This is a genomic window from Pseudophaeobacter sp. A-200-2 (genome assembly GCF_041008815.1).
Lineage (GTDB): Bacteria > Pseudomonadota > Alphaproteobacteria > Rhodobacterales > Rhodobacteraceae > Phycobacter > Phycobacter gallaeciensis_A.
This window is the reverse complement of sequence record NZ_JAXGFU010000012.1, coordinates 26,214-51,090: the sequence shown is the minus strand read 5'-3', so window position 1 is coordinate 51,090 and position 24,877 is coordinate 26,214. Positions and strand designations below refer to the sequence as shown.

General features: G+C 62.6%; 18 protein-coding genes. 11 read left to right on the top strand and 7 right to left on the bottom strand.

All coding sequences use genetic code 11. The annotated features are described in order from the left end of the window. Positions 1-143: 143 nt before the first annotated feature. The gene (locus tag SM766_RS17720) at positions 144-1,703 is read left to right on the top strand and encodes a trimethylamine methyltransferase family protein (RefSeq protein WP_368948619.1); all 1,560 of its coding nucleotides are present in this window, start codon (positions 144-146) and stop codon (positions 1,701-1,703) included. Positions 1,704-2,137: 434 nt separating this feature from the next. Next, positions 2,138-4,021, top strand: a complete 1,884-nt coding sequence (locus SM766_RS17715) for a methyl-accepting chemotaxis protein (RefSeq protein WP_274839941.1) — start codon at positions 2,138-2,140, stop codon at positions 4,019-4,021. A 177-nt stretch (positions 4,022-4,198) separates the two neighbouring features. On the opposite strand, the gene SM766_RS17710 is transcribed toward SM766_RS17715, so the two are convergent. Continuing rightward, positions 4,199-6,415, bottom strand: a complete 2,217-nt coding sequence (locus SM766_RS17710; protein WP_368948618.1) for an NADP-dependent isocitrate dehydrogenase — start codon at positions 6,413-6,415, stop codon at positions 4,199-4,201. 398 nt (positions 6,416-6,813) lie between these two features. Here SM766_RS17710 and SM766_RS17705 point away from each other — a divergent pair, with 398 nt between their 5' ends. After that, entirely contained in the window at positions 6,814-7,974 is a 1,161-nt protein-coding gene (locus SM766_RS17705) for a metallophosphoesterase family protein (RefSeq protein WP_368948617.1), read from the top strand. Continuing rightward, positions 7,971-10,598, top strand: a complete 2,628-nt coding sequence (locus SM766_RS17700; RefSeq protein WP_368948616.1) for an AAA family ATPase — start codon at positions 7,971-7,973, stop codon at positions 10,596-10,598. Before SM766_RS17705 ends, SM766_RS17700 begins: the two co-directional genes overlap by 4 nt. Before the next feature lie 30 nt (positions 10,599-10,628). On the opposite strand, the gene SM766_RS17695 is transcribed toward SM766_RS17700, so the two are convergent. Beyond that, positions 10,629-11,138, bottom strand: a complete 510-nt coding sequence (locus SM766_RS17695) for an SH3 domain-containing protein (RefSeq protein WP_425537534.1) — start codon at positions 11,136-11,138, stop codon at positions 10,629-10,631. Between the two features lie 245 nt (positions 11,139-11,383). Here SM766_RS17695 and SM766_RS17690 point away from each other — a divergent pair, with 245 nt between their 5' ends. The 7 genes from SM766_RS17690 to SM766_RS17660 all read left to right on the top strand — a co-directional run bounded on the left by SM766_RS17690 (position 11,384) and on the right by SM766_RS17660 (position 21,088). Beyond that, positions 11,384-12,370: a 2-hydroxyacid dehydrogenase gene (locus SM766_RS17690; protein ID WP_065273552.1), complete on the top strand. Its 987-nt coding sequence runs from the start codon at positions 11,384-11,386 to the stop codon at positions 12,368-12,370. An 80-nt stretch (positions 12,371-12,450) separates the two neighbouring features. After that, a complete protein-coding gene (gene ggt / locus SM766_RS17685) occupies positions 12,451-14,241 on the top strand; it encodes a gamma-glutamyltransferase (RefSeq protein ID WP_368948615.1) in 1,791 nt (596 codons plus the stop codon). Positions 14,242-14,371: 130 nt separating this feature from the next. Further along, the gene (locus SM766_RS17680) at positions 14,372-15,775 is read left to right on the top strand and encodes an FAD-binding oxidoreductase (RefSeq protein ID WP_065271106.1); all 1,404 of its coding nucleotides are present in this window, start codon (positions 14,372-14,374) and stop codon (positions 15,773-15,775) included. Between the two features lie 228 nt (positions 15,776-16,003). Beyond that, entirely contained in the window at positions 16,004-18,511 is a 2,508-nt protein-coding gene (locus tag SM766_RS17675) for a GcvT family protein (RefSeq protein ID WP_368948614.1), read from the top strand. Positions 18,512-18,682: 171 nt separating this feature from the next. Beyond that, positions 18,683-19,921 (top strand): PQQ-dependent sugar dehydrogenase, encoded by a 1,239-nt coding sequence (locus SM766_RS17670; RefSeq protein WP_490363369.1) that lies wholly within the window; start codon positions 18,683-18,685, stop codon positions 19,919-19,921. Between the two features lie 95 nt (positions 19,922-20,016). Then, positions 20,017-20,364 carry a CidA/LrgA family protein gene (locus SM766_RS17665; protein ID WP_065271103.1) on the top strand — a complete coding sequence of 116 codons (348 nt, stop codon included), beginning with the start codon at positions 20,017-20,019 and terminating at the stop codon, positions 20,362-20,364. Further along, positions 20,357-21,088 (top strand): LrgB family protein, encoded by a 732-nt coding sequence (locus SM766_RS17660; protein WP_368948613.1) that lies wholly within the window; start codon positions 20,357-20,359, stop codon positions 21,086-21,088. Before SM766_RS17665 ends, SM766_RS17660 begins: the two co-directional genes overlap by 8 nt. 6 nt (positions 21,089-21,094) lie before the next feature. Here the strand turns inward: SM766_RS17660 and SM766_RS17655 are convergent, their stop codons facing one another. The 5 genes from SM766_RS17655 to SM766_RS17635 form a co-directional block, all read right to left on the bottom strand. Further along, a complete protein-coding gene (locus SM766_RS17655) occupies positions 21,095-21,685 on the bottom strand; it encodes an HD domain-containing protein (protein WP_065271101.1) in 591 nt (196 codons plus the stop codon). 85 nt (positions 21,686-21,770) lie between these two features. Continuing rightward, positions 21,771-22,109 (bottom strand): carboxymuconolactone decarboxylase family protein, encoded by a 339-nt coding sequence (locus SM766_RS17650; protein WP_368948612.1) that lies wholly within the window; start codon positions 22,107-22,109, stop codon positions 21,771-21,773. A gap of 73 nt (positions 22,110-22,182) precedes the next feature. Further along, positions 22,183-22,839 (bottom strand): DUF938 domain-containing protein, encoded by a 657-nt coding sequence (locus tag SM766_RS17645; RefSeq protein ID WP_368948611.1) that lies wholly within the window; start codon positions 22,837-22,839, stop codon positions 22,183-22,185. Further along, positions 22,839-23,915, bottom strand: coding sequence for an NAD(P)/FAD-dependent oxidoreductase (locus SM766_RS17640; RefSeq protein WP_368948610.1), 1,077 nt, complete (start codon positions 23,913-23,915; stop codon positions 22,839-22,841). Before SM766_RS17640 ends, SM766_RS17645 begins: the two co-directional genes overlap by 1 nt. Before the next feature lie 2 nt (positions 23,916-23,917). Then, positions 23,918-24,868 (bottom strand): aldo/keto reductase, encoded by a 951-nt coding sequence (locus SM766_RS17635; protein WP_368948609.1) that lies wholly within the window; start codon positions 24,866-24,868, stop codon positions 23,918-23,920. Between the last annotated feature and the right edge of the window lie 9 nt (positions 24,869-24,877).

Here is a 24,877-nt window from a genome sequence, read left to right as displayed (position 1 = left end):
TTGTGTCCAGAAAATGCCTCCATGCACCCCGGGGAGTGAAAAAACGACAGCGGATGTCGTGAACGGAAAGGTTGCAGGCCTCGTTCTCGGGCCAGTTGAACGGCGCAAGAAAACACAGACGCTTCAACAGGACGGAGGTCATCATGGCACGAGCAACAGCGGGACGCAGGCGCGGCGGCGGCAGAGCAGGCGCGGCGGCCCGGCGCGGAGACGCGGCACTGGCGCAGATGCCCTGGTCGATTCCGGTGAACATTGATCGTCCCATTGAACCGCTTAGCCCGGAAGGCGTTGAAGCCATCCACGATGGCGCCATGCGCATCCTCGAAGAGATCGGTATTGTCTTCCTCAACCCCGAGGCGCTGGAGATCTTCAAAGAAGCAGGCTGCCGTGTAGAAGGCGATCTGGTGCGGATGGACCGCGAGTTCGTGATGGAGATGGTGGGCAAGGCGCCGGACAGCTTTGACATCACCCCGCGCAATCCAGAGCGCAGGATCCCGATTGGCGGCAATCATATCCTGTTCGGCAATGTTTCCTCCCCGCCCAACTACTGGGATATGGAGCTGAACAAGAAAGTCGCGGGCACGCAGGAGCAGTGCCGGAACCTTCTGAAGCTGACGCAGTATTTCAACTGCATCCATTTCGCCGGTGGATATCCGGTGGAGCCCGTGGATATCCATGCCTCTGTGCGCCACCTTGATGTGCTTTATGACAAGCTGACGCTGACCGACAAGGTGATGCACGCTTACTCGCTGGGCAAGGAGCGGGTTGAGGACGTGATGGAGATGGTGCGCATCGCCGGGGGGCTCAGCCATGAAGAGTTCGAGACCCGCCCGCATATGTACACCAACATCAACTCGACCTCGCCGCTGAAGCATGACTTCCCGATGATCGACGGCTGTCTGCGGTTGGTCCGCAAGGGGCAGGCGGTGGTTGTGACGCCCTTTACCCTGGCCGGGGCGATGGCGCCTGTCACCATGTCAGGTGCAGTGGCGCAATCGCTGGCGGAATCGCTTTGTGCCATTGCGTTGTTCCAATATGTGCGGCCCGGCACGCCCTGTGCGATTGGCACCTTCACGTCAAATGTGGACATGAAATCCGGTGCTCCCGCCTTTGGCACGCCGGAATACATGCGCGCCACCCAGATGACCGGCCAGATGGCGCGCTACTATGGTCTGCCGATGCGCTCTTCCGGGGTCTGCGCGGCCAATGTGCCGGATGGGCAGGCCATGTGGGAAACTTCGAACTCCCTCTGGGCGGCGGTGCAGTCGGGCACCAATATGGTCTACCACGCCGCTGGCTGGCTGGAGGGCGGTCTGATCGCCAGCCCGGAAAAGTTCATCATGGATTGCGAGGTGCTGCAGCAGATCCAGCGCTACTTGCAGCCGCAGATCTGCGCCACCGGCCCCGAGGAGATTGCTCTGGATGCCATCCGGGAGGTCGGCAACGACGGGCACTTCTTTGGCCTGAAACACACCCAGGACCGCTATACGGATGCATTCTATCAGCCGTTCCTCAGCGACTGGCGCAACTATGAAGCCTGGGAGGCGGCAGGTGCAGTCTGGACGCCGGAGCGGGCGCATAAGATCTATAAGGACATTTTGGCCGATTTCGAGGCGCCGCCGATGGACGACGCGATCCGCGAGGAACTGGGCGATTTCGTGGCCCGTCGCAAGACCGAAGGCGGCGCACCCACAGATTTCTAATCAAAATCGGCGACAGGGAGTCATAAGGGAAACGCCAAGCGTGGGGTCAAAATGACCCGTGGTCCTCTGATTCCCTGTCTTTTTGTCCAAATGGCCAGAAAGTTTGCATGCGCAGATTTTCTGATTGCTGCTGTCTGCCCGGATTGTGAGCCGCGGGTCTGACGCAGAGCAGGGCGGTCTCAGTTTTGATGACCGCGATAGCTTGTGTTTTCCTTGCAGTGTTCGTGGCTTACGCAGACTCTCTTGGCAGAGTCCCGTGTCGGAATAGTGAAAGCCTGGGATGGTTTCCCGGCTGGTTTCCTGAGGTATTTGGCCGAATTTCGTGCGCTTTCAGGGCCGCGTTGGCTAAAACCACCGACGTTAATCTAAGAGAAAATTAGGGAAGTATCTCTAACCTTGCATGTAAATGAGCGTCACTAAAGGACCAGTCTACTATGCCTACGTTTCTCTACCGATTGCCGGCCCGTATCTATGCGCTGGCAGGATTGGGGGTTGCTCTTGCCGCCGCTTTGACCTTTGTGCTCCTGACCCGCGCTGTCGACAACGCCTACGAGATGCGGGAAAAAGAACTCGACAGCCTGACCGATGCCATGGTCAGCGTGCTGGCCGATCTGGAGGCGCAGGTTCAAGCAGGTTCCCTGACCCCGGAAGAGGCCCAGGAACGCGGGATCGCCGCGGTTGAGACGCCGCGCTTTGGCACGGCGGGATATTTCTTTGCGCTGAACCGGCAGAACTACATGGTCGCCCATCCGGTCGCCAAGCAGCTGATCGGCAAGGATCAGACCATGTTCGAAGACGTCAATGGCGTCCTTGTGTTTCAGGAATTCCAGAAGATCGCGGATTCGACGGGCCACGGTCCGCTCATTTTCCACTTCAACAAGCCTGACTCGGACATCCCTGAGGCAAAGATGGGCTATGTGAAGCTGTTTGAGCCCTGGGGCTGGATCGTTGGCACTGGCGCCTATGTAGCCGATATCGAGGCGGATGTTGCCGCCATGCGCAATTCTGCCCTGATCGCGCTGGTGATCGGACTGGCAGCCATGGGGGTTGCAGCCTTCTTCCTGGCGCGCAGCGTGATCAAGCCGGTTGAACGGATCAAAGATCGCATGCAGTCCATGGCCGAGGGGGACACCAGTGCCGAGATTCCTGGATTGGCAAGCCACAGCGAGATCGGCGATATGGCGCGCACGCTGGACGTGTTCCGTACCTCTCTGATCCGCCAGAAAGAACTGGAAGCAGAGCAGAAAGAGCGCGACCAGGCTCAGGCTCAGGTGGTGCAGACTTTGACCAGCCGCCTGTCGGTTCTCGCGAATGGCGATCTGACCGTGCGTATCGACAGCGCCTTCCCGGAGGATTACGAGCAGCTGCGTATCGACTTCAACCGGACGGTCGAAAATCTCAGCGATACCGTGTCGAAAGTGGTGGAATCCGCGTCCAGCATTCGCAACGGCGCGGCTGAGATCAGCCAGTCTTCGGATGATCTGTCGCATCGCACCGAAAGTCAGGCCGCAACGCTCGAAGAAACCGCTGCTGCGCTGGATGAGCTGACCGCGAGCGTAAAATCCGCTGCCGAAGGCGCACGTAGCGTCGAAAACATTATGGATGAGGCCAAGCAGGAAGCCGAAAACAGCGGCGTCGTGGTGCAAAGCGCGGTTTCGGCGATGACTGAAATCGAGCAATCCTCGACCCATATCGCCCAGATCATCAGTGTTATCGACGATATCGCCTTCCAGACCAACCTGCTCGCGCTGAACGCCGGCGTCGAAGCCGCCCGCGCAGGCGAAGCAGGCCGTGGTTTCGCCGTGGTTGCCTCCGAAGTGCGCGCCCTGGCGCAGCGGTCCTCGGATGCGGCGATGGAGATCAAGACCCTGATCGGCGACAGCTCGAAACAGGTGGAACGTGGCGTGGATCTTGTCGGCAAGGCCGGGGAGGCGCTGCAGAATATTGTGCAACGGGTCAACCACATCTCGAAACTGGTGACCGATATCGCCGAGGGCGCGGCCGAGCAATCGACCGGTCTGGGGGAAATCAACACCGGTGTGGTGCAGCTGGATCAGGTGACCCAGCAGAACGCCGCCATGGTGGAAGAGGCCACCGCTGCGGGGCACATGCTGAACAGCGACGCCACCAAGCTGGCCGAACTGGTCGCACACTTCAAGATCACGGGCGGCAGCAATATCACCGCAATGCCGCAGCCTTCGGCGCCCATCGCACCGACGGCTCATGGCGAAGATGATTGGGATCTGGACGAAATTACTCCGACCCCCGTCGCCGCAACGGACGGAAATGCCGCCATCGATAAGTGGCAGGATTTCTAAGGCGAGCGATTTCCGTCTCTGAGAGGGGAGACCGGGCCTTGTGAACTGGTTCTCCTGCTCAGAAGGCACGCAAGGCGCAGAACATAGATCAAAGAAAACGCCCGGCATAAGCTGCCGGGCGTTTTTGTTTTGCGATACCGCAGTGCGGGGACAATCGCCCCCGCCGCAGTGTCAGGTTCAACCGATGATGGCGTTCAGCGTAGCGCTGGGACGCATCACGGCAGCTTTCTTGGTTGCATCGGGGTGATAGTAACCGCCGATGTCCGCCGGTTTGCCCTGAGCAGCGGCAAATTCAGTCACGATCTGCTCTTCCTTGGCGGCCAGAGTTTCGGCGATCGGTTTGAACTCGGCTGCCAGATCCGCATCCTCGGTCTGCGCGGCCAGGGCTTCGGCCCAGTAGCGGGCGAACCAGTAGTGGCTGTCGCGGTTGTCCGGCTCACCCACTTTGCGCGAGGGCGATTTGTTGTTGTCCAGAATACCCTGAGTCGCCACTTCGGCTGCGCTGCCCAGAACGCCTGCCTTGGCGTTGCCCTTGGCATCGGCAAGGAAGTTCAGCGACTCGCCCAGTGCGCAGAATTCACCCATGGAATCCCAACGCAGGTGGCTTTCTTCGACCAGCTGCTGCACGTGTTTCGGAGCCGAACCACCGGCGCCGGTTTCGAACAGACCGCCGCCATTCATCAGTTTCACGATCGACAGCATCTTGGCCGAGGTGCCCAGTTCCAGGATCGGGAACAGGTCGGTCAGATAGTCACGCAGCACGTTGCCGGTGATGGCGATGCTGTCCTTGCCTGCGGTGATGGTGTCCAGCGACTGGCGGGTCGCTTCGCGCGGCGCCATGATCATGAACTTGTCGGCTACGCCAGCGGCTTCGAGCGCCGGTTTGACGTATTTGATCAGCTCGGCATCATGGGCACGGTTTGCGTCCAGCCAGAAGATCGCCTCGGAACCGGCCAAGCGCTGACGGTCGATGGCCAGCTGGATCCAGTTCTCGATCGGCGCCTTGTTGACGGTGCAGGCGCGCCAGATGTCACCGGCCTCGACGTCCTGGCTGTGCAGGGTGTCGCCATTGGCAAGCACGATGCGGATGGTGCCGTCTGCCGGGGCTTCAAAGGTGGTGGGGTGGCTGCCGTATTCTTCGGCTTTCTGCGCCATCAGGCCGACGTTGGAGACGGAACCTGCCTTGGTCACGTCGAGCGCGCCGTTTTCTTTGAAGTAGTTGATCGTCTCATCATAGACGGTCGCGTAGCAGTTGTCGGGGATCACGCAGTTGGTGTCGCCCTTGTTGCCTGCTTCGTCCCAGCCTTTGCCGCCGGCACGGATGACTGCAGGCATGGAGGCGTCGATGATTACATCGGACGGCACGTGCAGGTTGGTGATGCCCTTGTCGCTGTCGACCATGTACATGGAAGGACGGTCGAGCGCTGCGATCTCGGATTTGATCTCAGCCGCGTTGGGCAGCGTGTCGATGGCGGCCAGAACGGCGCCCAGACCCGAGTTCGGCGAACCACCGGCAGCCGCGATCGCCGCGCCGTGTTTGTCCCACACCGGCCCGAGCCAGGCTTTGACGGCATGGCCAAAGATGATCGGGTCCGAGACCTTCATCATGGTCGCTTTCATGTGCAGCGAGAACATGGTGCCGTCGGCCTTGGTGTCCTCAATGGCATCGGCCAGGAAAGAGGACAGCGCCTTGGCGGACATGAAGGTTGCGTCGGTCACGGTGCCTTCACCCAGCGACCAGCCGTCTTTCAGCACGGTGACAGAGCCGTCCTTGGCGACGAACTCGATCTTCGCGTCACCGGCCTGTGCGGCGGTGATGGTCGCGGATTTTTCGTTCGCATAGAAATCGTTGCCCGGCATCGAGGAGACTTTGGTCTTGCTGTCTGCCGACCATGTGCCCATCGAATGCGGGTTGTTTTGGGCGTAGTTCTTTACCGCCTTGGCCGAACGGCGGTCCGAGTTGCCTTCTCGCAGGACCGGGTTCACGGCAGAGCCTTTGAGGGTATCGTAACGCGCGCGGATCGCCTTTTCGGCGTCACTCTGCGGGTCTTCGGGGTAGTTCGGGATGTCATAGCCCTGCGCCTGCAGTTCGGCGATGGCAGCGGTCAGCTGCGGCACCGAAGCAGAGATGTTCGGCAGCTTGATGACATTGGCGTCGGGGGTTTTGACCAGCTCACCGAGGGCCGCCAGATCGTCGCTCTGGCGCTGCTCTTCGCTCAGACCTTCGGGGAAGGTCGCGATGATGCGGCCGGCCAGCGAGATATCCTTGGTTCCGACAGAGACACCAGCAGCCGAGGCGAACTTGCGGATGATCGGCAGGAAGGACGCCGAGGCCAGCTCGGGCGCTTCGTCTACGATGGTATACAAAATGTCGGGGTTTGAATTTTCTGTCATATTCCACAACCTTTCAGCGATATCGGAAGCTTTGTTGACTTTGGGCGGCGGCGCTTCACCTCCCGGGTTTTGGTGATGTCCCGGGCGCGTTGCCGTACATATCGCCCCCCGTGTAAAACACGCGGCGCCGGGGCGCAATTGCCTGCTTGGATTTTCAAGGGCGCAGTTTGACGCGGGGTCGCGAATTCCCGCGGATATTGGGTTGAAACGCCCGAATGCGAGGCATTTTCCAGTGTTCGGACGCCGGTCTGCACCAATTGTAGTGCGGAGAGTGTCGTTGGCCTGCCTTAGAATCGCGGACCTGGCCGTGCAGGCGGCGGGGCTGCAAAGCCGCGTTGACCCTGTCGGTCGGCTCTGCCACCTATGACAGTGAACACTGCCCCGGTCCGGAGACCTCAATGCCGTCCATTCGTTTCCTGCACACCTCTGATTTGCACTTAGGCAAACGGTTCGGGCGGTTCGCAGAGGAAACGCGGATGGCATTGCTGCAGGCGCGGCAGGAGATTCTGGCCCGGCTGGCAAAGCTGGCGCAGGCACATGACGCCACGCATGTGCTGATTGCCGGAGATATGTTCGACACCGAAACACCATCGGATCGGGTGCAGCGGCAGGCCCTTGCGGCCATGGCGGCGGCGCCGGAGCTGCAATGGTGGATCATCCCGGGCAACCACGACAGCGGCGCGGCAGAACCGCTATGGGCGTCGCTGCGCAGCCATTTGCCGGAAAATGTGCATCTGCTGATGACGGCCGAGCCGGTGCAGATGGTGCCCGGGGTCACGTTGCTGCCCGCGCCCTGTAGTCATCGGTTTCCGGGGCAGGACCTGACCGCCTGGATGGACGAATGCGAAACCGGGGATAACGCGCTGCGGATCGGTCTGGCCCATGGTGGTGTGCTGGAATTTGGCAGCAGTGCGGTGGGCGGCGGCGACAGCGCCGAGACGATCTCACCGCAACGGGCCCAGGCGGCGCGGCTGGATTATCTGGCGCTTGGCGACTGGCATGGCCGGTTCGAGGTCAATCCGCGCACGCAGTACAGCGGCAGCCCCGAGCCGGATCGGTTCAAACACGCCGGGCGTGGTCAGTGCCTGCTGGTCGAGCTTGCAGGTCCCGGGCAGGCGCCGCTGGTGCAGCCCATTGAAACCGGTCAGTACCATTGGCAGGAGGTGGCGCTGGACCTGACGCCTGAAACAGATCCAGAGGCGGCGATCACGGGCCTGTTGCCGCCGGAGCGGGCCGACTGGCGGTATCATCTCATGTTGATGAGAGCGTCGGGCTGGGTGACGCCGCCGCAGCGGCTGGCGCTGGAACAGGCGGTGGGGCGCTATGCGCCGGAGTTCTGCCACCTGGAGCTGGATCTGTCCGCAGTGGGCACCGAACATCAGGCCGGGGATCTGGATCTTATCGCCCGGGGCGGCGCGCTGCGGGTTGCCGCGCAAGAGCTGATGCAGGCCGCCGAGGATCCGGCCATTGCCGAACAGGACCGCAGGGTGGCCAGCGCAGCGCTCAATCGGCTTTTTGCCTATACGCAGGATGATGGTGACGGGGGAGAGCGCGCATGAAACTCTGCTCCATCCGGCTGGAGAACCTGCGCCGTTTTACCGATCCGGTGGAAATCACCGGTATCGGGCCGGGGCTGAACGTCCTGGCAGCCCCGAACGAACAAGGCAAATCCACTATCTTTGATGCGCTTCACGCGCTGTTTTTCAAGGACGCTAAGGCCTGGGACAAGGAGATCCGCGGGCTGGTGCCGCATGCGGGTGGCGATCCCCGGGTCGAAGTCGAAGTGGACCATGAAGGCGCTCGCTATCGCATCGCCAAGCAGTTCTTCAAAACCTCTGGCAAAGGCGAGGTGCGGATCTGGCGCGAGGGGACGCTGCTGCATCAGGCCGACGCGGCAGAGGCCTGGCTGAAGGCGCTGATCAAACCGCCCAAGGAGGATGGCCCGTCGGGACTGTTGTGGGTGCGGCAGGGGTTGACCTCGTTCGAGGATGCCAAGGAAACGCTATCCGCGCGGCGGGATCTTTTGTCCTCGGTCGCGGGTGAGGTCGAGATGGTGACCGGCGGCCAGCGCATGGATGCGATCCGGCGGCGGGTGCGCGAGGCGCTGGATCAATTGGTGACCACGCGCGGCGCCCGCAAAGGCGGTGCGCTGGATCTGGCCGAACGCGCGGTCGCCGACTTGGTGCAGCGCCGGGATCAGCTGAGCGCGCAGGTGCAGGAGCTGCGACAGCTTCTGGATCAGCGGCGGGCTCTTCAGGTCGAGCAGGCGGCGCTGAATGACCCGGAGGAACGCGCAGAACTACAGGCGCGGCTTGAGGCGGCAGAGGCTGCGATGGAGGCCGCCAACCGGCATCAGGAGCACCTGGCGCAGGCCTCCCACGCGGTGCAGCTGGCGGAAACCGTGCTGGAAAACCATCAGCGCAAGATCGCGGTGCTGACCGCGCGGCTGGAAGAGGCGACTGTCGCGAGGGCCGCCTTGGCAGAGACAACAGAGACCGCAGAACGGGCGCGCGCGTCTTTTGAACAGCAGGAAGAGCAACAGCGGAAGCTGACCGAGGCCGCCACGCAGGCCCGCGAAGCCGCCAGGAAGGCACGGGCCACTCTGGACGCGGTGCTTCAGGCGATTTCCGTGGCCCAGGCCGAGGGGCTGCGCCGCGATCTCAGCGACCGGCTGAAACAGGCGCGGGTGCAGGCCGCGCAGATCGACAGTCTTGCCAAGGCCGCCGGGCGCAGACCTGATGAGGAGACGCTACGCCGGATCGAGGCTGCGAGCGAGGCTTACAATCTGGCCCGGCGGGCGCAGGAGGCGACTGCAACTGCGGTGACCGTCCATTATCAGGCGGGCCACGAGGGTAGTATCCGCTTGGATGGGGCAGGGATCCCAGAGGGAAAACGGATGCCGCTTCCGGGCGGCGGGCGGCTGGTTGTGCCGGGGGTAGCAGAGATTGACATCCATCCGGGTCAGGCTGGTGGCGCCGAGGCGCTGGAGCAGGCACAGGCCGCGCTGACGCAGCTCTTGGAGCAGGCCGGTTGCACCAGCGTCGAGGAGGCCCGCACGCGGCACAAGGCACGGCAGGAGGCGCAGCAGCAGCGGCAGGAGGCGCAGACCCTGCTGAAGGTGTTGGCGCCGGACGGGATCAAGGCGCTGATCGATCAGGTGGAGGCACTGCCACAGGCACCTGAGGCAGACACACCGGAGGAGGGCGGCGTTCCCTTGCCAGATCGGGCAGAGGCCGAGGCGACCTTTCGCGCCGCCGAGCAGGAGGCCGAGGCGGCGGAAAACGCGCTGGAGGCCATTCGCAGCGCGGCGGCAGACTCCCGTCTGGCGATGGAGAACGCCTCGGCACGCGCAGATGCAGCGGTGCAGCGGCTGGACCGCGCTCTTGCTGTCATCGAGGGGCAGGAACAGGCGGCAGAGGCGCTGCAGCGCCTGTCGGAAGACCTGCCCGCCCTGCAGCAGAACCTGTCACAGGCCAAGGCCACCGAAACCGCCCTGCGCCAGGCCGCACCGGACCCGGCGCAGACCCGTGCCATTCTGCAGCGGGCACAATCGGCGCAGGATGCCGCACGCCAGCGGGCGCAGGAGGTGGCGCGGGATCTGGCGGTGCTGGAAACTCGGATCGCCACCCATGCCAGCGCCGCAGTCGAAGAGGAGCTTGCCGACACCGAGGGGCAACTGGACCGGGCACAGAAGCGTCTTGCGGCGGTTGAATTCGAAGTTGCGGTGCTGCGCCGTCTTGATGCGGCGCTGGAACGTGCAAGATCTGAGGCGCAGGAGCACTATGTCGGGCCGGTGATGGCGGAATTGCGTCCCCTGTTGCGGATGCTCTGGCCCGAGGCGGAACTGTCGGTTGATGCGGGCAAGGTGCTGCCCGAAGAATTGCAGCGCGGCGGTGAGACGGCAGCCTTTGACAGCCTGTCGGGCGGCACGCAGGAGCAGATCGCCCTGCTGGTGCGACTGGCTTTTGCCCGGTTGCTGGCCCGTTCAGGCCATCCTGCGCCGGTCATTCTGGACGATGCGATCGTCTATACCGATGATGCGCGGATCGAGAAGATCTTTGATGCGCTGACCATGCAGGCGGATGAATTGCAGATCCTGGTGTTCTCCTGCCGCCAGAAAGCCTTTCGCGGCCTCGGGGGGACGCAACTGACGATCCGGCCCGTGGAAGCGGGCAGCCAATAGCAATCAGGACCCGCCCAAGGTTCGCTGGGGTTATTCGCGAATTTCCTCGGGGTAAACACCCCAGATCGTGGTCTTTGGCGCCCAGCCGCTGTAGCCGCCAGCAGAGATTTCGCACCAGTCGATGGTGCATTCTCCCAGACGTGCAACCACGCCCAGTTCAAAGGCGGCGGTTACTGGCGCTGCCTTGTCCGGTCTGGAGTGCACGGTCAGCAGATCTTGCTGCACCAGCGCCATGCGCACGCCTGAAATCAGTGTGTAGTGCACCCAGCCGCCGGCGTTGTCATGGTCGCGCACGCGGCGCCAGTGGCCATATTCGGCGGTCACCTCCAGAGGCATGCCGCGCCGTTTGAACACCCAGTCGATCCGGTGGGTCAGCGAGGGGCCGCGCCGGATGTTGGCCTCGGAGGCTTTCATCGAAACGAAGCGGGGCAGGGGTAGATTCGTGACCGGGCCACGCGCGTCCTTGGCCATTGCCCCATGCGCAGCTGCCACAGTCGCGCAAATGGCCACCGCAAGAAGGCGCAATTTCAAAGCCGTCATATTCACCGCCTGCTCGTTCTGTGCCGGTTCCGGCGCCGGTCCGGGGGCTGGCCTGCCGTGTCAGCCCGGTTTCTTGTCCGGTCGCGTCCGCGTGTCCATAGGTCATAGGATCAGATGATCTGGAGGGAAAGACCCGAATGTCGCGTCACTTGGACCGAGGAGGCGGAAGGGTTCTTGTGCCTGCCTGCATCCTGCGCCACGATGCCATGGAGGTGCAGGAACTGAAAAGCCATGGGAGAGCGCAAGTGGTAAGAGAACGTCTGACTGTTGTCGTTACGCGACGGTTGCCGGAACCGGTCGAAACACGGCTAAGCGAGCTGTTCAACGTGCGGCTGCGCAGCGATGACACACCGATGACGCGCAGCGAAATGGCCGAGGCGATGCAAGAGGCCGATGTGCTGGTTCCGACGGTGACCGACACCATCGACGCGGCACTTCTGGCGCAGGCCGGGCCGCGGCTGAAACTGATTGCGAATTATGGCGCCGGTGTCGATCACATTGACGTGGCCACGGCGCGCCAGCGTGGAATTCTGGTCTCCAATACGCCGGGTGTTCTGACCGATGATACGGCGGATATGACCATGGCGCTGATCATGGCGGTGGTACGCCGGATTCCCGAAGGTCTCGCCCTGATGCAAAAGGGCGAATGGGACGGCTGGGCGCCGACCGCGATGCTGGGCGGGCGGCTGGCGGGCCGTCGTCTGGGCATTCTGGGCATGGGCCGGATCGGTCAGGCCGTTGCTCGCCGGGCCAAGGCATTCGGCATGCAGATCCATTATCACAACCGCCGCCGCCTGCGCCCCGAGATCGAGGAAGAGCTGGAAGCGACCTATTGGGAGAGCCTCGATCAGATGGTCGCGCGCATGGATGTGATCTCGGTCAATTGCCCGTCCACGCCCTCGACCTTTCACCTGATGAACGCCCGGCGGCTGAAGCTGATGAAGCCGGATGCGGTGATCGTCAATACATCGCGCGGCGAGGTAATCGACGAACACGCGCTGACCCGGATGCTGCGCGCCGGAGAAATCGCCGGGGCTGGGCTGGATGTCTATGAACATGGCACCGACATCAACCCGCGCCTGCGCGAGCTGCCCAATGTGGTGTTGCTGCCGCATATGGGGTCGGCCACCATCGAAGGGCGGATCGAGATGGGCGAGAAGGTGCTGCTGAATATCAAGACATTCGAGGATGGCCATCGCCCGCCGGATCAGGTGGTTCCGGCCATGCTTTAACACAGGATTGATCTTTGCGACGCGGGCTAATGGCCCGCGTTTGCGTTTTGAGGCAAGGCATTGTTTTGGAGGAGGCGATTATGAAGAAGATCTTTTTGATGTGCCTGTGCATGTCCGCAGGCACGGTGAGCGCGCAGCAGGCTGCAGATGCGGTGGCGCCGGAACCGGCTGAAAAAGGCGGGGCCGAGGCGCTGTCGCCTCAGGTGGCTTCTGCGCTCAAGTTCAAAGACGCCGGTCTGCCGGTCGAGGCGGACAACTGGATGGTGGCCGCAGCCAATCCTCACGCGGTGGAGGCCGGGGCGGCCGTGCTGCGCGCCGGGGGCACTGCGGCGGATGCCATGGTTGCGGTACAGGTGGTTCTGGGACTTGTCGAGCCGCAATCCTCAGGGCTGGGCGGTGGTGCCTTTCTGGTCTGGTACGATGCGGAAACCGGCGAGATGACGACGCTGGATGGGCGTGAGACCGCGCCGCTGGCGGCCACGCCGCGGTTGTTTCAGGATGACAGCGGCGCGCCGCTGAAATTCTTCGACGCTGTTGTCGGGGGCCGCTCTGTGGGCACTCCCGGCACGCCCGCGCTGCTGGAAGCAGCCCATCGCCGCTGGGGCAAGGCCAACTGGCCGTCGCTTTTCGAAGCAGGGATTTCGTTGGCCGAGGATGGGTTCGCGGTGTCGCCGCGTTTAGCCGGTCTGATCGAACGGGACGCCGAGCGCCTGTCGCGGTTTTCCGCAACCGCCGAGTATTTCCTGCCCGGGGGCATGCCGCTCAAGGCGGGAGACAGGCTGGTCAACCCGGCCTATGCCGAGGTGCTGCGGACCCTCGCAACAGATGGCGCGGATGGGTTCTACACTGGGCCGGTTGCAGCGGATATCGTGCGCACGGTGACCGGTGCTCCGGGCAATCCCGGCGTTCTCTCCGCTGTCGATCTGGCGCTTTATCAGGTCAAGGAACGCCCGGCGGTCTGCGCCGAATACCGCGCGTTTGAGGTCTGCGGCATGGGGCCGCCGTCCTCCGGGGCGCTGACCGTGGGGCAGATCCTTGGCATGCTGGGGCAATTCGATCTGGCGGCGCTGGGCGCCGAAAGCCCTGAGGCCTGGCGGCTGATCGGCGATGCCTCGCGTCTCGCCTTTGCTGATCGGGGCCGTTACATGGCGGATAGTGATTTCGTGCCGATGCCCACGCGGGGGCTGGTCGATTCCGCCTATCTGGCAGAGCGGGCGAAACTGCTGGCAGGCGACGATGCCTTGCCCGAGGTGGCGCCGGGCGCGCCGGAATTCGACCACGCGGGGCTGACGCGGCAGTGGGCCGATGATGCGTCGATCGAGTTCCCTTCGACCTCGCATATCTCGATCGTGGACCGCTATGGCAACGTGCTGTCGATGACCACCACCATCGAAAACGGCTTTGGCTCGCGGCTGATGACCAATGGGTTCCTGCTCAACAATGAGCTCACCGATTTCTCCTTCCGCACGCACCGGGATGGGGTGCCGATTGCCAACCGGTTGGAGCCGGGCAAACGGCCGCGCTCCTCAATGGCGCCCACCATCGTGACCAAGGACGGCGCGCCGGTGCTGGCCATCGGATCGCCCGGCGGCAGCCGGATCATCGGCTATGTCGCTTCCTCGATCATTGCCTGGGCTGATTGGGGCATGGATGTTCAAAAATCCGTGTCCGTGCCGCATGCCGTGAACCGGTTCGGCACCTATGATCTGGAAGAGGGCTCGGCAGCGGTTGGATTGGAAGCACCGCTCACGGACATGGGGTATAAGGTCAATGTCCGGGGGCTGAATTCAGGTCTGCACGCGATTGAGATCGGTGAACGGTTGAAAGGCGCTGCCGATCCCCGCCGCGAAGGCATTGCCCTGGGGGAGTAAATAATGCGGACCGGGGGGAGAATGGTCCATCACCGCGCCCCTTCAGCCCCACTTGCGTCTGCAGGTGTTGAGACTATATTGCCGCTCGTGTTGACGTGACAACACGAGCCTGGAGGAGAAAGGACGACCCATGGTGCAAGCCACTTCACTGCCGCGGAACGAGCCGGGGATCAAAGCCGCCATAGGCGTTTTGAAACAGACATTCGGTGACCGGCTTCAGACCGGGCAGGCCATCCGTGAACAGCATGGCCACACCACCACCTGGATCGAAACCCAGGCGCCGGATGCGGTTGTCTTTCCCACCTCGACCGAAGAGGTCGCCGCCATCGTAAAGACCTGCGCCGAATATGGCGTGCCGGTCATTCCCTTTGGCACCGGCACCTCGCTGGAGGGCCATGTGAACGCTCCTGCAGGTGGCATTTCCGTGGATATGGCGCGTATGGACAAGATTTTGGCCGTGCATGCCGAGGATCTGGATGTGGTTGTGCAGCCAGGAGTGACGCGCGAGCAGCTCAATACCTTCCTGCGCGATCAGGGTCTGTTCTTTCCCATCGACCCCGGCGCCAATGCCTCGCTTGGCGGGATGGCTGCGACGCGGGCCTCGGGCACCAACGCGGTGCGCTATGGCACGATGAAAGACAACGTGCTCGCGCTTGAGGTCGTCATGGCTGACGGCGAGGTGATCCGTACCGCCCAGCGGGCCAAGAAATCCTCGGCCGGATACGATATGACCCGGCTGATGGTTGGCTCCGAAGGCACCCTTGGCCTGATCACCGAAATCACCCTGCGCCTGCAGGGCATCCCAGAGGCGATCCGCTCTGCGCGCTGCGCCTTCCGCTCGGTGGATGATGCCTGTCGCGCGGTGATGATGACCATCCAATACGGCATTCCCGTTGCCCGGATCGAAATGCTGGACGCGATGAGCGTCAAGGCCGCAAATACCTATTCCAAGCTGGACCTGCCCGAAGTGCCGCTGCTGCTGCTGGAATTCCACGGCTCCGAAGCGGGCGTAGTGGAGCAGGCCGAGATGTTCAGCTCCATCGCCGAAGAGTTCGGCGGTTTCGATTTCGAGGCGACCTCCACCGCGGAAGAGCGCAACAAGCTCTGGCAGGCGCGCCATGATATGTACTGGGCCTGCCTCGGTCTGCGCCCCGGTGCCAAGGGGATTTCGACCGACGTCTGTGTGCCGATCTCGCGGCTGGCCGAATGCGTCTCTACCGCCCGCGAAAAGGCAGAGGAAATGGGACTGATGGCGCCCATGGTCGGCCATGTAGGCGACGGCAACTTCCACGCGCTGCTGCTGATCGACATGGACAGCGCCGAGGAACGGGCCAAGGCGGATGAATACGTCGGCTGGCTCAACGATCTGGCGATTTCCATGGATGGCACCTGCACAGGTGAACATGGCATCGGGCAGGGTAAACGCCCCTATCTGACCAAGGAACTTGGCGCCGCGACCCGCTATATGGCGGCGGTCAAGGCAGCACTGGATCCGGATAATATCCTGAACCCGGGTAAGATCATTTCCGATTGATCAAAGCGGTTAAAATCATGAGCCTTTAAGGGCGGTGCGGGCGTGAACCTGCGCCGCCCTTTTGCGTTCGGCGCGGGGCAGGGATTCTGTTGCGCGGCCAAGATTCCGCACGGCAGGGCGCGAAAGGTCGGTTTTGTCGACTTTTGCGTCGGATGGATTTCGCGGTGATTTCAGGAATTCCGGCATACCATTGCCAAACCCTAGTCATTTCTTCCGGAGAAGCGGGATATGAAAACCCAAGTCAAAGCACTGGTTGTCGGCGGTGGCGCCGTCGGGACCTCGATCGCCTATCATCTGGCCAAGGCGGGCTGGGACGATGTGATGCTGATCGAACGGGACGAGCTGACCTCGGGCTCTACCTGGCACGCGGCCGGCCTGTTGCCGCTGTTCAACATGTCCTATGCGACCACCCACATCCACAAGTACTCGGTCGATTTCTACAAGACGTTGGAAGAAGAAACCGGCCTCAACGCCGGGTTTGCCGTGGTGGGCAACCTGCGCATGGCGCAGACGCAAGAGCGTATGGACGAATACATGCTCTATGCCTCGACCGCCGAGACCTGCGACGTCGATTACGAATGGCTGACCCCGGAGCAGATCAAGGAACGCTGGCCGCTGATCGAGACCGGCGACCTGAAGGGCGCGATCTACCACACTGAGGACGGTTACATTAACCCCGCCGATGTGACCCAGGCGATGGCCAAGGGCGCCCGTCAGCGCGGTGTCGAGATCGTACGCAAACTGCAGGCCGATGCCTTCCACTGGAATGGCACCCACTGGGAAGTCACCTGCACCAAGATGGTCGAAAAGGGTGGCAACCTCGTCGAGAGCGACGAGCAGGTGGTGATCACCGCCGAGCACGTGGTGACCGCCTCCGGCAACCACGCGCAGCGCACCGCCAAGATGTTGGGTATCAAGATGCCCGCGATCCCGGTCGAGCACACCTTCATCGTCATGGACAAGGACCCCGAGCTGGTCAAATGGCGTGAAGCGGGCAACCCGGAGCACCCCGTCGTGCGTGATGCCGACAATGAATCCTACGCGCGTGAAGAGCGTGGCGGCTGGATCCTCGGCATCTATGAACATGGCGCGCCCGCGCGGTTCGAGCATGGCGTGCCGGACAGCTTCCGCGCTGATCTGTTCCCGTTGGATCTGGACCGGATCGCCGATCAATACATGGCGATGGCAGAGCGCGTGCCCTCCTGTGCCGAAAGCGGCCTCAAGGACGATTTCAACGGCCCGATCTGCTATACGCCCGACGGCAACCCGCTGGTCGGCCAGGCGCCCGGTCTGCGCAACATGTGGCTGGCCGAAGGCTTCTCCTTCGGCATCACTGCTGCGGGCGGCACCGGCTATTACCTGGCGCAGATGATGGTCGATGGCGAGGCCGAGATCGACATGGCGTCGCTCGACCCCAAGCGGTACTCCTCCAACTGGATGACGACCGAGTTCGCCGCGCGCAAGAACGAGGAAGCCTACGAGCACGTCTACATCCTGCACCACCCGGACGAAGAGCGCCCGGCCTGCCGCCCCTTGCGGACCTCGCCGGCCTATGACCGTCAGGCCGCCCGCGGTGCGCAATTCGGCTGGGTCAACGGTTGGGAACGCCCGAACTATTTCGGCCCGCTGGATGCGCCGGAGAACTTCGACCACGATGCACGTTCGTTCCGCCGTGGTGGCTGGTGGCAATACGCGGTCGAAGAGGCCAAGGCGATCCGTGAAGGCGTCGGCCTGATCGACGCGACCGCTTTCACCAAACACGTGGTCAAGGGCCCCGGTGCCACCCAGTTCCTCGACTGGTTCACCTGCAACAAGCTGCCCAAGGTGGGCCGGATCAACCTGACCTATGCGCTGACCTCGGCCGGGACCACCCGCACCGAATACACCATCGTGCGCAACGGCGAGAACAACTATTACCTCGTCTCTGCGGGTGCCTGGACCGAATATGACGCGGACTACCTGCGCAAGGCGGCCGAGGACAAGATGGAGGAGTTCGGCTATATCGAGATCCAGGACGTGACCACCCAGTGGGGCGTCTTCGCCATCGCTGGCCCCAAGTCCCGCGATGTGCTTAAAGAGGTGATCAAGGACGCTGATCCGGAGACCGCGCTCAGCAACAAACGCTTCCCCTGGCTGTCGGCCAAACAGATCGAATTGGGCATGTGCCCGGTGAATGCGATCCGCGTAGCCTATACGGGTGAGCTGGGCTGGGAGCTGCATCACCCGATCGAGATGCAGAACTACCTGTTCGACCTCTTGGAGAATGCAGGCGAGAAGCACGGTATGAAGCTGGTCGGCGCCCGCGCCCAGAACTGGCTGCGTCAGGAGAAGAGCTACCGCGCCTTTGGGCACGAGCTGGGCCGCGACGCGACCCCGCTTGAGGCAGACCTGCCGCGCTTCGTCGATCTGGAGAAGGACTTCTACGGCAAGGACGAAATGGTCGCCAAGGGCATCCGCTCCAAGTGCTGCACCATTCTGATCGACGGTCCGTCCGACACCGATCCCTGGGGCCGCGAGGCGCTTTATGCCGAGGATGGCACCCGCGTCGGGCGTCTGACCACCGGCGGCTATTCGGTGGCCTTCGAGAAGAGCATCGGCATGGGCTATGTGAAACCGGAATACGCGGTGGAAGGCACCAAGCTGAAGGTCAAGATGCTGGACCAGCTGTGGGATGCGGTCGTGACCTGCGACAGCCCCTATGATCCGAAGAACGAAAAGATCCGTGTGAACGGATAAAACAGCAAAGCCCCGGCCACCGTGCTGGGGCTTTTTTGTTGGAATGACGGACCGGTCGCGCTTTGCTGCCGGTTGTCCTGCTTCTTTTTCCGACTATCCTTTGCGAGGTGCCGCGCATGGCTGTGGCGTCTGCGGGTTGTTGATCGAATTTGCGATTTCAGGGAGAAGAGGATGAGACTGGTCTTTGGCAGTGCAGCTTTGTGCCTGATGTTTGCTGCGTCTGCATCTGCGCAGTCTGCCCCCGGAGAACCGGGTGCGATCAGGATCACCGGATCCGCCGAACACACCTATATCGACCAAGACACGGCAGATGCCGATGCGTTGCGGCGCGTGTTGGAGGGCATCCGTTTGCCGACGGGGTTCAGGATCGAACTCTATGCGCTGGTTCCCGGTGCCCGCCACATGGCGCTTTCCCCTGGTGGCACAGTCCTGTTCGTCGGCACAAGGCGGGACAAGGTCTGGGCGGTTCTGGACCGTGACCGCGACGGCGCTGTGGATGAGGTCAAGGATTTCGCGCCCTCCCTGAGCCTTGATATCCCCAATGGCGTGGAGGTTTCTCCGGACGGTGATCTGTTCATCGCCGAACGTAACCGGGTTTTGCGCATTGCGGGCGCCGAGGCCTTCGATCAGAACGCTGACATGGTCGCGGTGCCAATCGTGCCGCAGGGCAGCCTGATCCCCGAGGCCGAGGAAAGCTCTTATCACACGGCGCGGGTCATCAAGCTGGGGCCGGACAACAAGTTGTATATCTCGCTTGGGCAGCCCTTCAACGTGGCGCCACCGGAAAAGCTGGCGCTTTACAATGAAACCGGGATTGGCGGGATCATCCGCATGAACCGTGATGGCAGTGGGCGCGAAGTCTTTGCCTATGGCGCGCGCAATTCCGTTGGACATGACTTTCACCCGGAAACCGGAGAGCTGTGGTGGACCGACAATCAGGTCGATGGCATGGGTGACGACATTCCGCCCGGCGAAATCAACCGCCAGACGGAAAAGGGCCAGCATTTCGGCTTTCCCTGGTACGGTGGCGGCTCCACCCGGACGCGCGAATACGCGGGGCAGGAGGTTCCGGTCGAGGTGGTCATGCCTGCGGTCGAAACCATCGCCCATGCGGCCGATCTGGGCATGAGTTTCTACACCGGGGACATGTTCCCCGAAAAATACCTCAACGCGATCTTTTCCGCCCAGCATGGGTCCTGGAACCGCTCCGAGCGTGTCGGCGCACGGGTGATGGTGACCTTCATCGACGCGCAGGGGAACGCGGCCATCGAACCCTTTGCCGAAGGCTGGCTGAACCAAGACGGTGAATATGATGGTCGCCCGGTGGATGTCATCCAGCACCCGGATGGCTCCATTCTGGTGTCGGATGATTTTGCCGGTGCCGTCTACCGGATTTCCTATTCCCCGTAAGCCTGCTGCCTTGTCCGACCCGATGAGAGGGCACACCGCTTGTTTGGATGCCAGAGGGATGCCACAGTCACCTCATCAGGTGCAGGAGGGATAAGATGCTGGGTTTCCTTACGCTTATACTGGTGTGTCAGCTGGCTGGGGAGTTCATCACCGGCGCCTTGGCGCTGCCTATACCGGGGCCGGTGCTGGGCATGGTGTTTCTGTTTGTCATTCTGATGTTGCTGGGCCGGGTGCCCGCGCAGCTGGATCAGACGGCAAACGGTCTGTTGCGCTCAATGTCGCTGTTGTTTGTGCCGGCCGGGACCGGGGTAATCCTGCATTTCCAGCTGCTGGGACAGGCGCTGTTGCCGCTGGGGCTGGCGCTGGTGGTCTCGACGTTGGCGACCATCGCGGTCACCGGGCTTTTGATGCAGTGGCTGGGGGCAGGGTCGGCCGATGGATAACCTGCAGGACACCTGGGTCTATCTCAGCGCATCGCCGCTGTTCCATCTCACCCTGACGCTGGTGGCCTTTCAGCTGGCCAGTTTCCTGTTTGAGAAAACCGGCAGGAACCCATTGCTGAACCCGGTGCTGGGGGCGGTGCTAATCGTTGTGGCTGTGCTGATGTTGACCGGGACGGATTATGGCAGTTATTTCGAGGGCGCCCAGTTCGTGCACTTCCTGCTGGGGCCTGCCACGGTGGCCCTTGCGGTGCCGCTCTATCGGCAATGGTACCGGGTGCGCCGTTCGGCTCTGGCCATCGTGGTGAGCCTTGTTGCCGGATCGCTGACCGCCATCCTGTCGGCCGTGGCGGTGGCCTGGATTGCAGGCAGTTCCGAGGCGGTTCTTGCATCGGTGGCGCCGAAATCGGTGACGGCGCCCGTGGCAATGGGCATTGCCGAGAAACTGGGCGGCCTGCCGTCGCTGACCGCGGTTCTGGTGATCGTGACCGGTATTCTTGGCGCCATGCTGGGGCCGAAGGTTCTGGACGTGACCGGCGTGGTCGACTGGCGCGCGCGGGGGCTGGCGATTGGCACCGCCAGCCACGGGATCGGTACCGCTCGAGCGCTGCAGGTGAACGAAACCGCAGGCGCCTTTTCCGGCCTTGCCATGGGCCTCAACGCGCTCGCAACCGCGCTGCTGCTGCCGATCATCTGGAGCGGCATCCTGTGGATCATGGGCGGCTGAGCCGGCTCAGCTGTCGCTGGTCTCGTTCAGCTCCATGTGGCCTTCGCCGCGCGCGAGCACCCGGCGCAGGATCGGTTCGAAGAATTCCAGCGGTTTCGTCGGGTAATCCGGGTCAAAGGCGCATTGATCATAGTCGTGACAGAATTTGCGGCAGTCTTCCCAATAGGGGCTGTCGCGGTATTTGTCGCGTGCGTGGCGGTCGCCGCCAAGGTGGTGATTGTAGTAATACCCCTGAAAGACGCAGTGGTGTTTCAGGATCCACCAGGTGCGTTCGCTGACATAGGGTTTCATCATCGCGGCGGCCAGTTCGCCGTGGTTATAGGGCGACAGGATATCGCCCACATCATGCACCAGCGCCGCAACGACGATTTCGTCATCGGCGCCATCGGCATGGGCGCGGGTGGCGGCCTGAAGACAATGCTGGAAGCGGTTCACCGGGTAGGGCGTCCAGTCCTCGTCAAGCGAGCGGATCGCGTCCAGAATGCGGTCGGGCAGGGCGGCGTTATAGGCCTCCTCATACTCCATGACCGCATCCCAGTCTGCCTTCCCAGCCTCTTCAAAGCTGGTCCAGGTGGGTGTGTGACGTTGATCTTTCATGGCAGGCTCCCGGTTGATCTTTTCCGGAAGCCTAGCCGCTGTTTTTCGAATGGAACAGGCCATTCTGTGTGTGGTGATCCACGCCTCAGGCGGCGGTCAGTTCGTCAAAGCAGGTCATCGCCTTGGCCGCGTACATCATCGCGGGTCCGCCGCCCATCTGGATCGACATCGCCAGTACGTCGGCCACTTCTTCGCGGGTGGCGCCAGCCTTGATCAGGGTTTCCACGTGCAGCCCGATACAGTCCTCACACCGCAGGGCGACCGCGATGCCAAGCGCCACGAATTCCTTCTGCTTGAACTCCAGCGTGCCACCCTGCTTCACCGCCTTGCCAAGGGCGCCAAAGGCCTGCGCGGTCTCGGGGATCGCCCGGTTCAGATTGCGCAGCCCGTTGCGGGTTCCGTCCAGTTTCTCCTGCCAGCCCATGATCTGTCCTTCATCATCATATTCATTTTCCTGAAGGAGTAGGGTGGCTGCAGTACTGCGGCTTTGATCTGGGTCAGAAATCCGGTTTTTGCGCCACCAGGGCCAGATTGTTTGCTGGCATTTCGATCACCTCGGCCAGATCAAGGCCCGCCTCCAGCAGCCAGTCGATGGTGTCGAAATCGTCCTTGTAGCCGATCTGCGGATCATGGTCCGTCAGAGAGGCGTGGAACCTCTGATCGCCTTCGCTTGTCAGCTCACCAGCGCGCATGAAGGGTCCATAGATCGCGATCCTGCCGGCCGAGGCCAGCGCGCGTGCGGCTTCGCGGATCAGGGTCTTGGCGTCTTCCTCGGTGATAAGGTGCAGAAGGTTCGACAGGATGATGAAATCGACTGGCCCGACCGTTGCGGCCCATCCCGGTGCTGTCGCATCCAGTTCTGCAGCGGGGCGCAGGTTATCAAGGCCTGCCTCTGCGACATAGGCATCGATGCTGGCGCGCCGGGCTGCGTCCACCTCGGTCGGTTGCCAGATCAACCCTGGCAGGCGCCGGGCATAGGCCACCACATGTTGACCGGTGCCGCTGGCGATCTCCAGCGCGCTGCCGGTTTCAGGGGCGATGTCGGCCAAGAGATCGCACAGGGGATCGATATTGCGCTCGGCAGAGGGGGCGAAGAGCTTGCCATCCTGCGCAGCGGCGACAGAGGCGGTGCCGGGAACAGAGCGAACGGGCATCAGCGCAGCCTTTCTGGTAACAGGGAGGTAATGATATCGCGGTCCAGTTCGGGCGTCCTGCCGCCGATCAGATCGCGCAGCAGGCGCGAGGCGGCTGGTGCGGTCTGAAAGCCATAGCCGCCCTGCGCCGCGCACCAGATGAAATCGGGGCGGTCAGGGTCCGCGCCCAGCACCAGCGCGCCATCGCTGACGAAACTGCGCAGACCGGCCCAGTTGCTTTCGACCCGTGTGACGGGTTCGGTTACCTTTTCCTCATAACGCGCCAGCCCTTCGGCCAGCACCATATCGTCGGCAAAGGCATCGTGCGGCTCAACCGGGTCGGCATCCGCAGGGGAGACCAGCAGCTTGCCTGCATCGGGTTTGGCGTACCAACACTCCCCGACACCCATCATCATCGGCCACTTTGTGACATCGTGACCGCCCGGCGCGGGCAGTCGCGCCATGGAGCGGCGCTTGGGAGTGATCCCGATGGGCGCAACCCCGGCAAGGGCGGCGATACGATCCACCCAGGCCCCTGCGGCATTGATTAGTTGCTTGCCTACATAGGCCCGACCGCCTGCCGTCACCTGCCAGCCTGACCCGCTATGCTGGATCGCGGTGACCTCGGCCCGTGTGATCACCTGTCCGCCTGCACCGCGAACCACGCGGGCAAAATCCTGGATCATCCGGTCGGTATCCAGATCCTGCGCATCCTCGTGCAGGGCGGTCATGGTGACGGAGGCCGGATTCAGGATCGGCACCCGGGCATAGGCATCGTCGATATGGATCTTGTGCAGATCCAGTTCTGCGACATCTGCCGCAAACCCGTCTTCTTCGCCGGGGCCTGCCACCAGCATGAAACCGCGCGGCGTCAGGTAACCGCCATTGGCATTGTAATGGTAGTCGGCGCTGGCCTTGTTGAGCGCGACAACGGCTGGGTTGCCATAGCTTTCCTCGAACATGGCGGCCGAGCGCCCCGAGGCGTGATAGCCAAGCGCCTCTTCCGCCTCCAGTACCGTGACGCTGCCGAGCTCCGACAGCCGTGCGGCGGCGCTGATCCCTGCGATGCCGCCGCCAATGACGATAAAATCACTCATGCCTAAATACCTTCGTCCTGTTCTTCCAGCCGGTCTGTCGCCGGCGCCGGGCGCGGGCTGAGCGCTGAAATCCGCGCATAAAGATCGGCACTCATATCGAAATCCATCGCCGCAAGCGACGGCGCAAGTTGTTCTGCGGTGCGTCCCGAGATGATCGGCATCGGACCGCTGGAATGGGCCGCCACCCAGGCCACGGCAAGGGTCGCCGGATCGGTGCCAAGCTCTTGCGCCAGCGCGGCCAGATCTGCGGCGGCGCGGTGCATCCAGTCCTGCCCATAGCGGCTGTTGTAGCGGGGATCTTCCTGCAGGCGCCCTTCGCCACTGCCCTCGGCGTATTTGCCGGTCAGCAGTCCGCCGCCCAGCGGAGAGTAGGGCGCGATGGCGATGTCCTGATCTGCGCACATGGGCAGGATCTCGACCTCGGCCTGGCGTTTGACCAGGGAATACATCGGCTGCAGGATATCAATCGACAAATCGAATTTGGCGCCGATCATCTGCGCCTTGACCACCTGCCAGGCGGCGAAATTCGACAGGCCCACATAGCGGATCATCCCCTGTTGTTTCAGGGATGCAAAACATTCCAGCGTTTCGGTGAGGTCGGTTTCGGGATCGAACCGGTGCAGGTAAAGGACATCCACCATATCCAGATCTAACCGCGCCCGGCAGGTGTCGAACTGCGCTCGCATGTTGGCTTCCCCTGCGCCGCCGGTATAGCCCACCTTGGTCGCGATCAGCAGCTTGTCGCGCTCCCCCTTGATCAGGCGGCCGAGGATCTTCTCGCTTTCGCCCTCGTTATAGACCCAGGCGGTGTCGAAATGGGTGATCCCGGCTGCGCGGCAGGCGTCATACATTTCGGCCGATTGCGTTGCGTCGGCGCGGCCTCCGAACTGCATGGTGCCAAAGGCAAAGCGGCTGACGGGGGCGTGGTCGGGGGTGGTCAGGATGCGTGTCATGGCGGCAAC

Excerpts from the sequence above, each read along its gene's own strand:
- SM766_RS17640 (WP_368948610.1), bottom strand. The coding sequence starts at position 23,915 with ATGAGTGATTTTATCGTCATTGGCGGCGGCATCGCAGGGATCAGCGCC.
- SM766_RS17670 (WP_490363369.1), top strand. The coding sequence starts at position 18,683 with ATGAGACTGGTCTTTGGCAGTGCAGCTTTGTGCCTGATGTTTGCTGCG.
- SM766_RS17650 (WP_368948612.1), bottom strand. The coding sequence starts at position 22,109 with ATGGGCTGGCAGGAGAAACTGGACGGAACCCGCAACGGGCTGCGCAAT.
- SM766_RS17700 (WP_368948616.1), top strand. The coding sequence starts at position 7,971 with ATGAAACTCTGCTCCATCCGGCTGGAGAACCTGCGCCGTTTTACCGAT.
- SM766_RS17705 (WP_368948617.1), top strand. The coding sequence starts at position 6,814 with ATGCCGTCCATTCGTTTCCTGCACACCTCTGATTTGCACTTAGGCAAA.
- SM766_RS17655 (WP_065271101.1), bottom strand. The coding sequence starts at position 21,685 with ATGAAAGATCAACGTCACACACCCACCTGGACCAGCTTTGAAGAGGCT.
- SM766_RS17695 (WP_425537534.1), bottom strand. The coding sequence starts at position 11,138 with ATGACGGCTTTGAAATTGCGCCTTCTTGCGGTGGCCATTTGCGCGACT.
- SM766_RS17665 (WP_065271103.1), top strand. The coding sequence starts at position 20,017 with ATGCTGGGTTTCCTTACGCTTATACTGGTGTGTCAGCTGGCTGGGGAG.
- SM766_RS17715 (WP_274839941.1), top strand. The coding sequence starts at position 2,138 with ATGCCTACGTTTCTCTACCGATTGCCGGCCCGTATCTATGCGCTGGCA.
- SM766_RS17710 (WP_368948618.1), bottom strand. The coding sequence starts at position 6,415 with ATGACAGAAAATTCAAACCCCGACATTTTGTATACCATCGTAGACGAA.
- SM766_RS17680 (WP_065271106.1), top strand. The coding sequence starts at position 14,372 with ATGGTGCAAGCCACTTCACTGCCGCGGAACGAGCCGGGGATCAAAGCC.
- SM766_RS17720 (WP_368948619.1), top strand. The coding sequence starts at position 144 with ATGGCACGAGCAACAGCGGGACGCAGGCGCGGCGGCGGCAGAGCAGGC.
- SM766_RS17675 (WP_368948614.1), top strand. The coding sequence starts at position 16,004 with ATGAAAACCCAAGTCAAAGCACTGGTTGTCGGCGGTGGCGCCGTCGGG.
- SM766_RS17645 (WP_368948611.1), bottom strand. The coding sequence starts at position 22,839 with ATGCCCGTTCGCTCTGTTCCCGGCACCGCCTCTGTCGCCGCTGCGCAG.
- SM766_RS17660 (WP_368948613.1), top strand. The coding sequence starts at position 20,357 with ATGGATAACCTGCAGGACACCTGGGTCTATCTCAGCGCATCGCCGCTG.
- ggt (WP_368948615.1), top strand. The coding sequence starts at position 12,451 with ATGAAGAAGATCTTTTTGATGTGCCTGTGCATGTCCGCAGGCACGGTG.
- SM766_RS17635 (WP_368948609.1), bottom strand. The coding sequence starts at position 24,868 with ATGACACGCATCCTGACCACCCCCGACCACGCCCCCGTCAGCCGCTTT.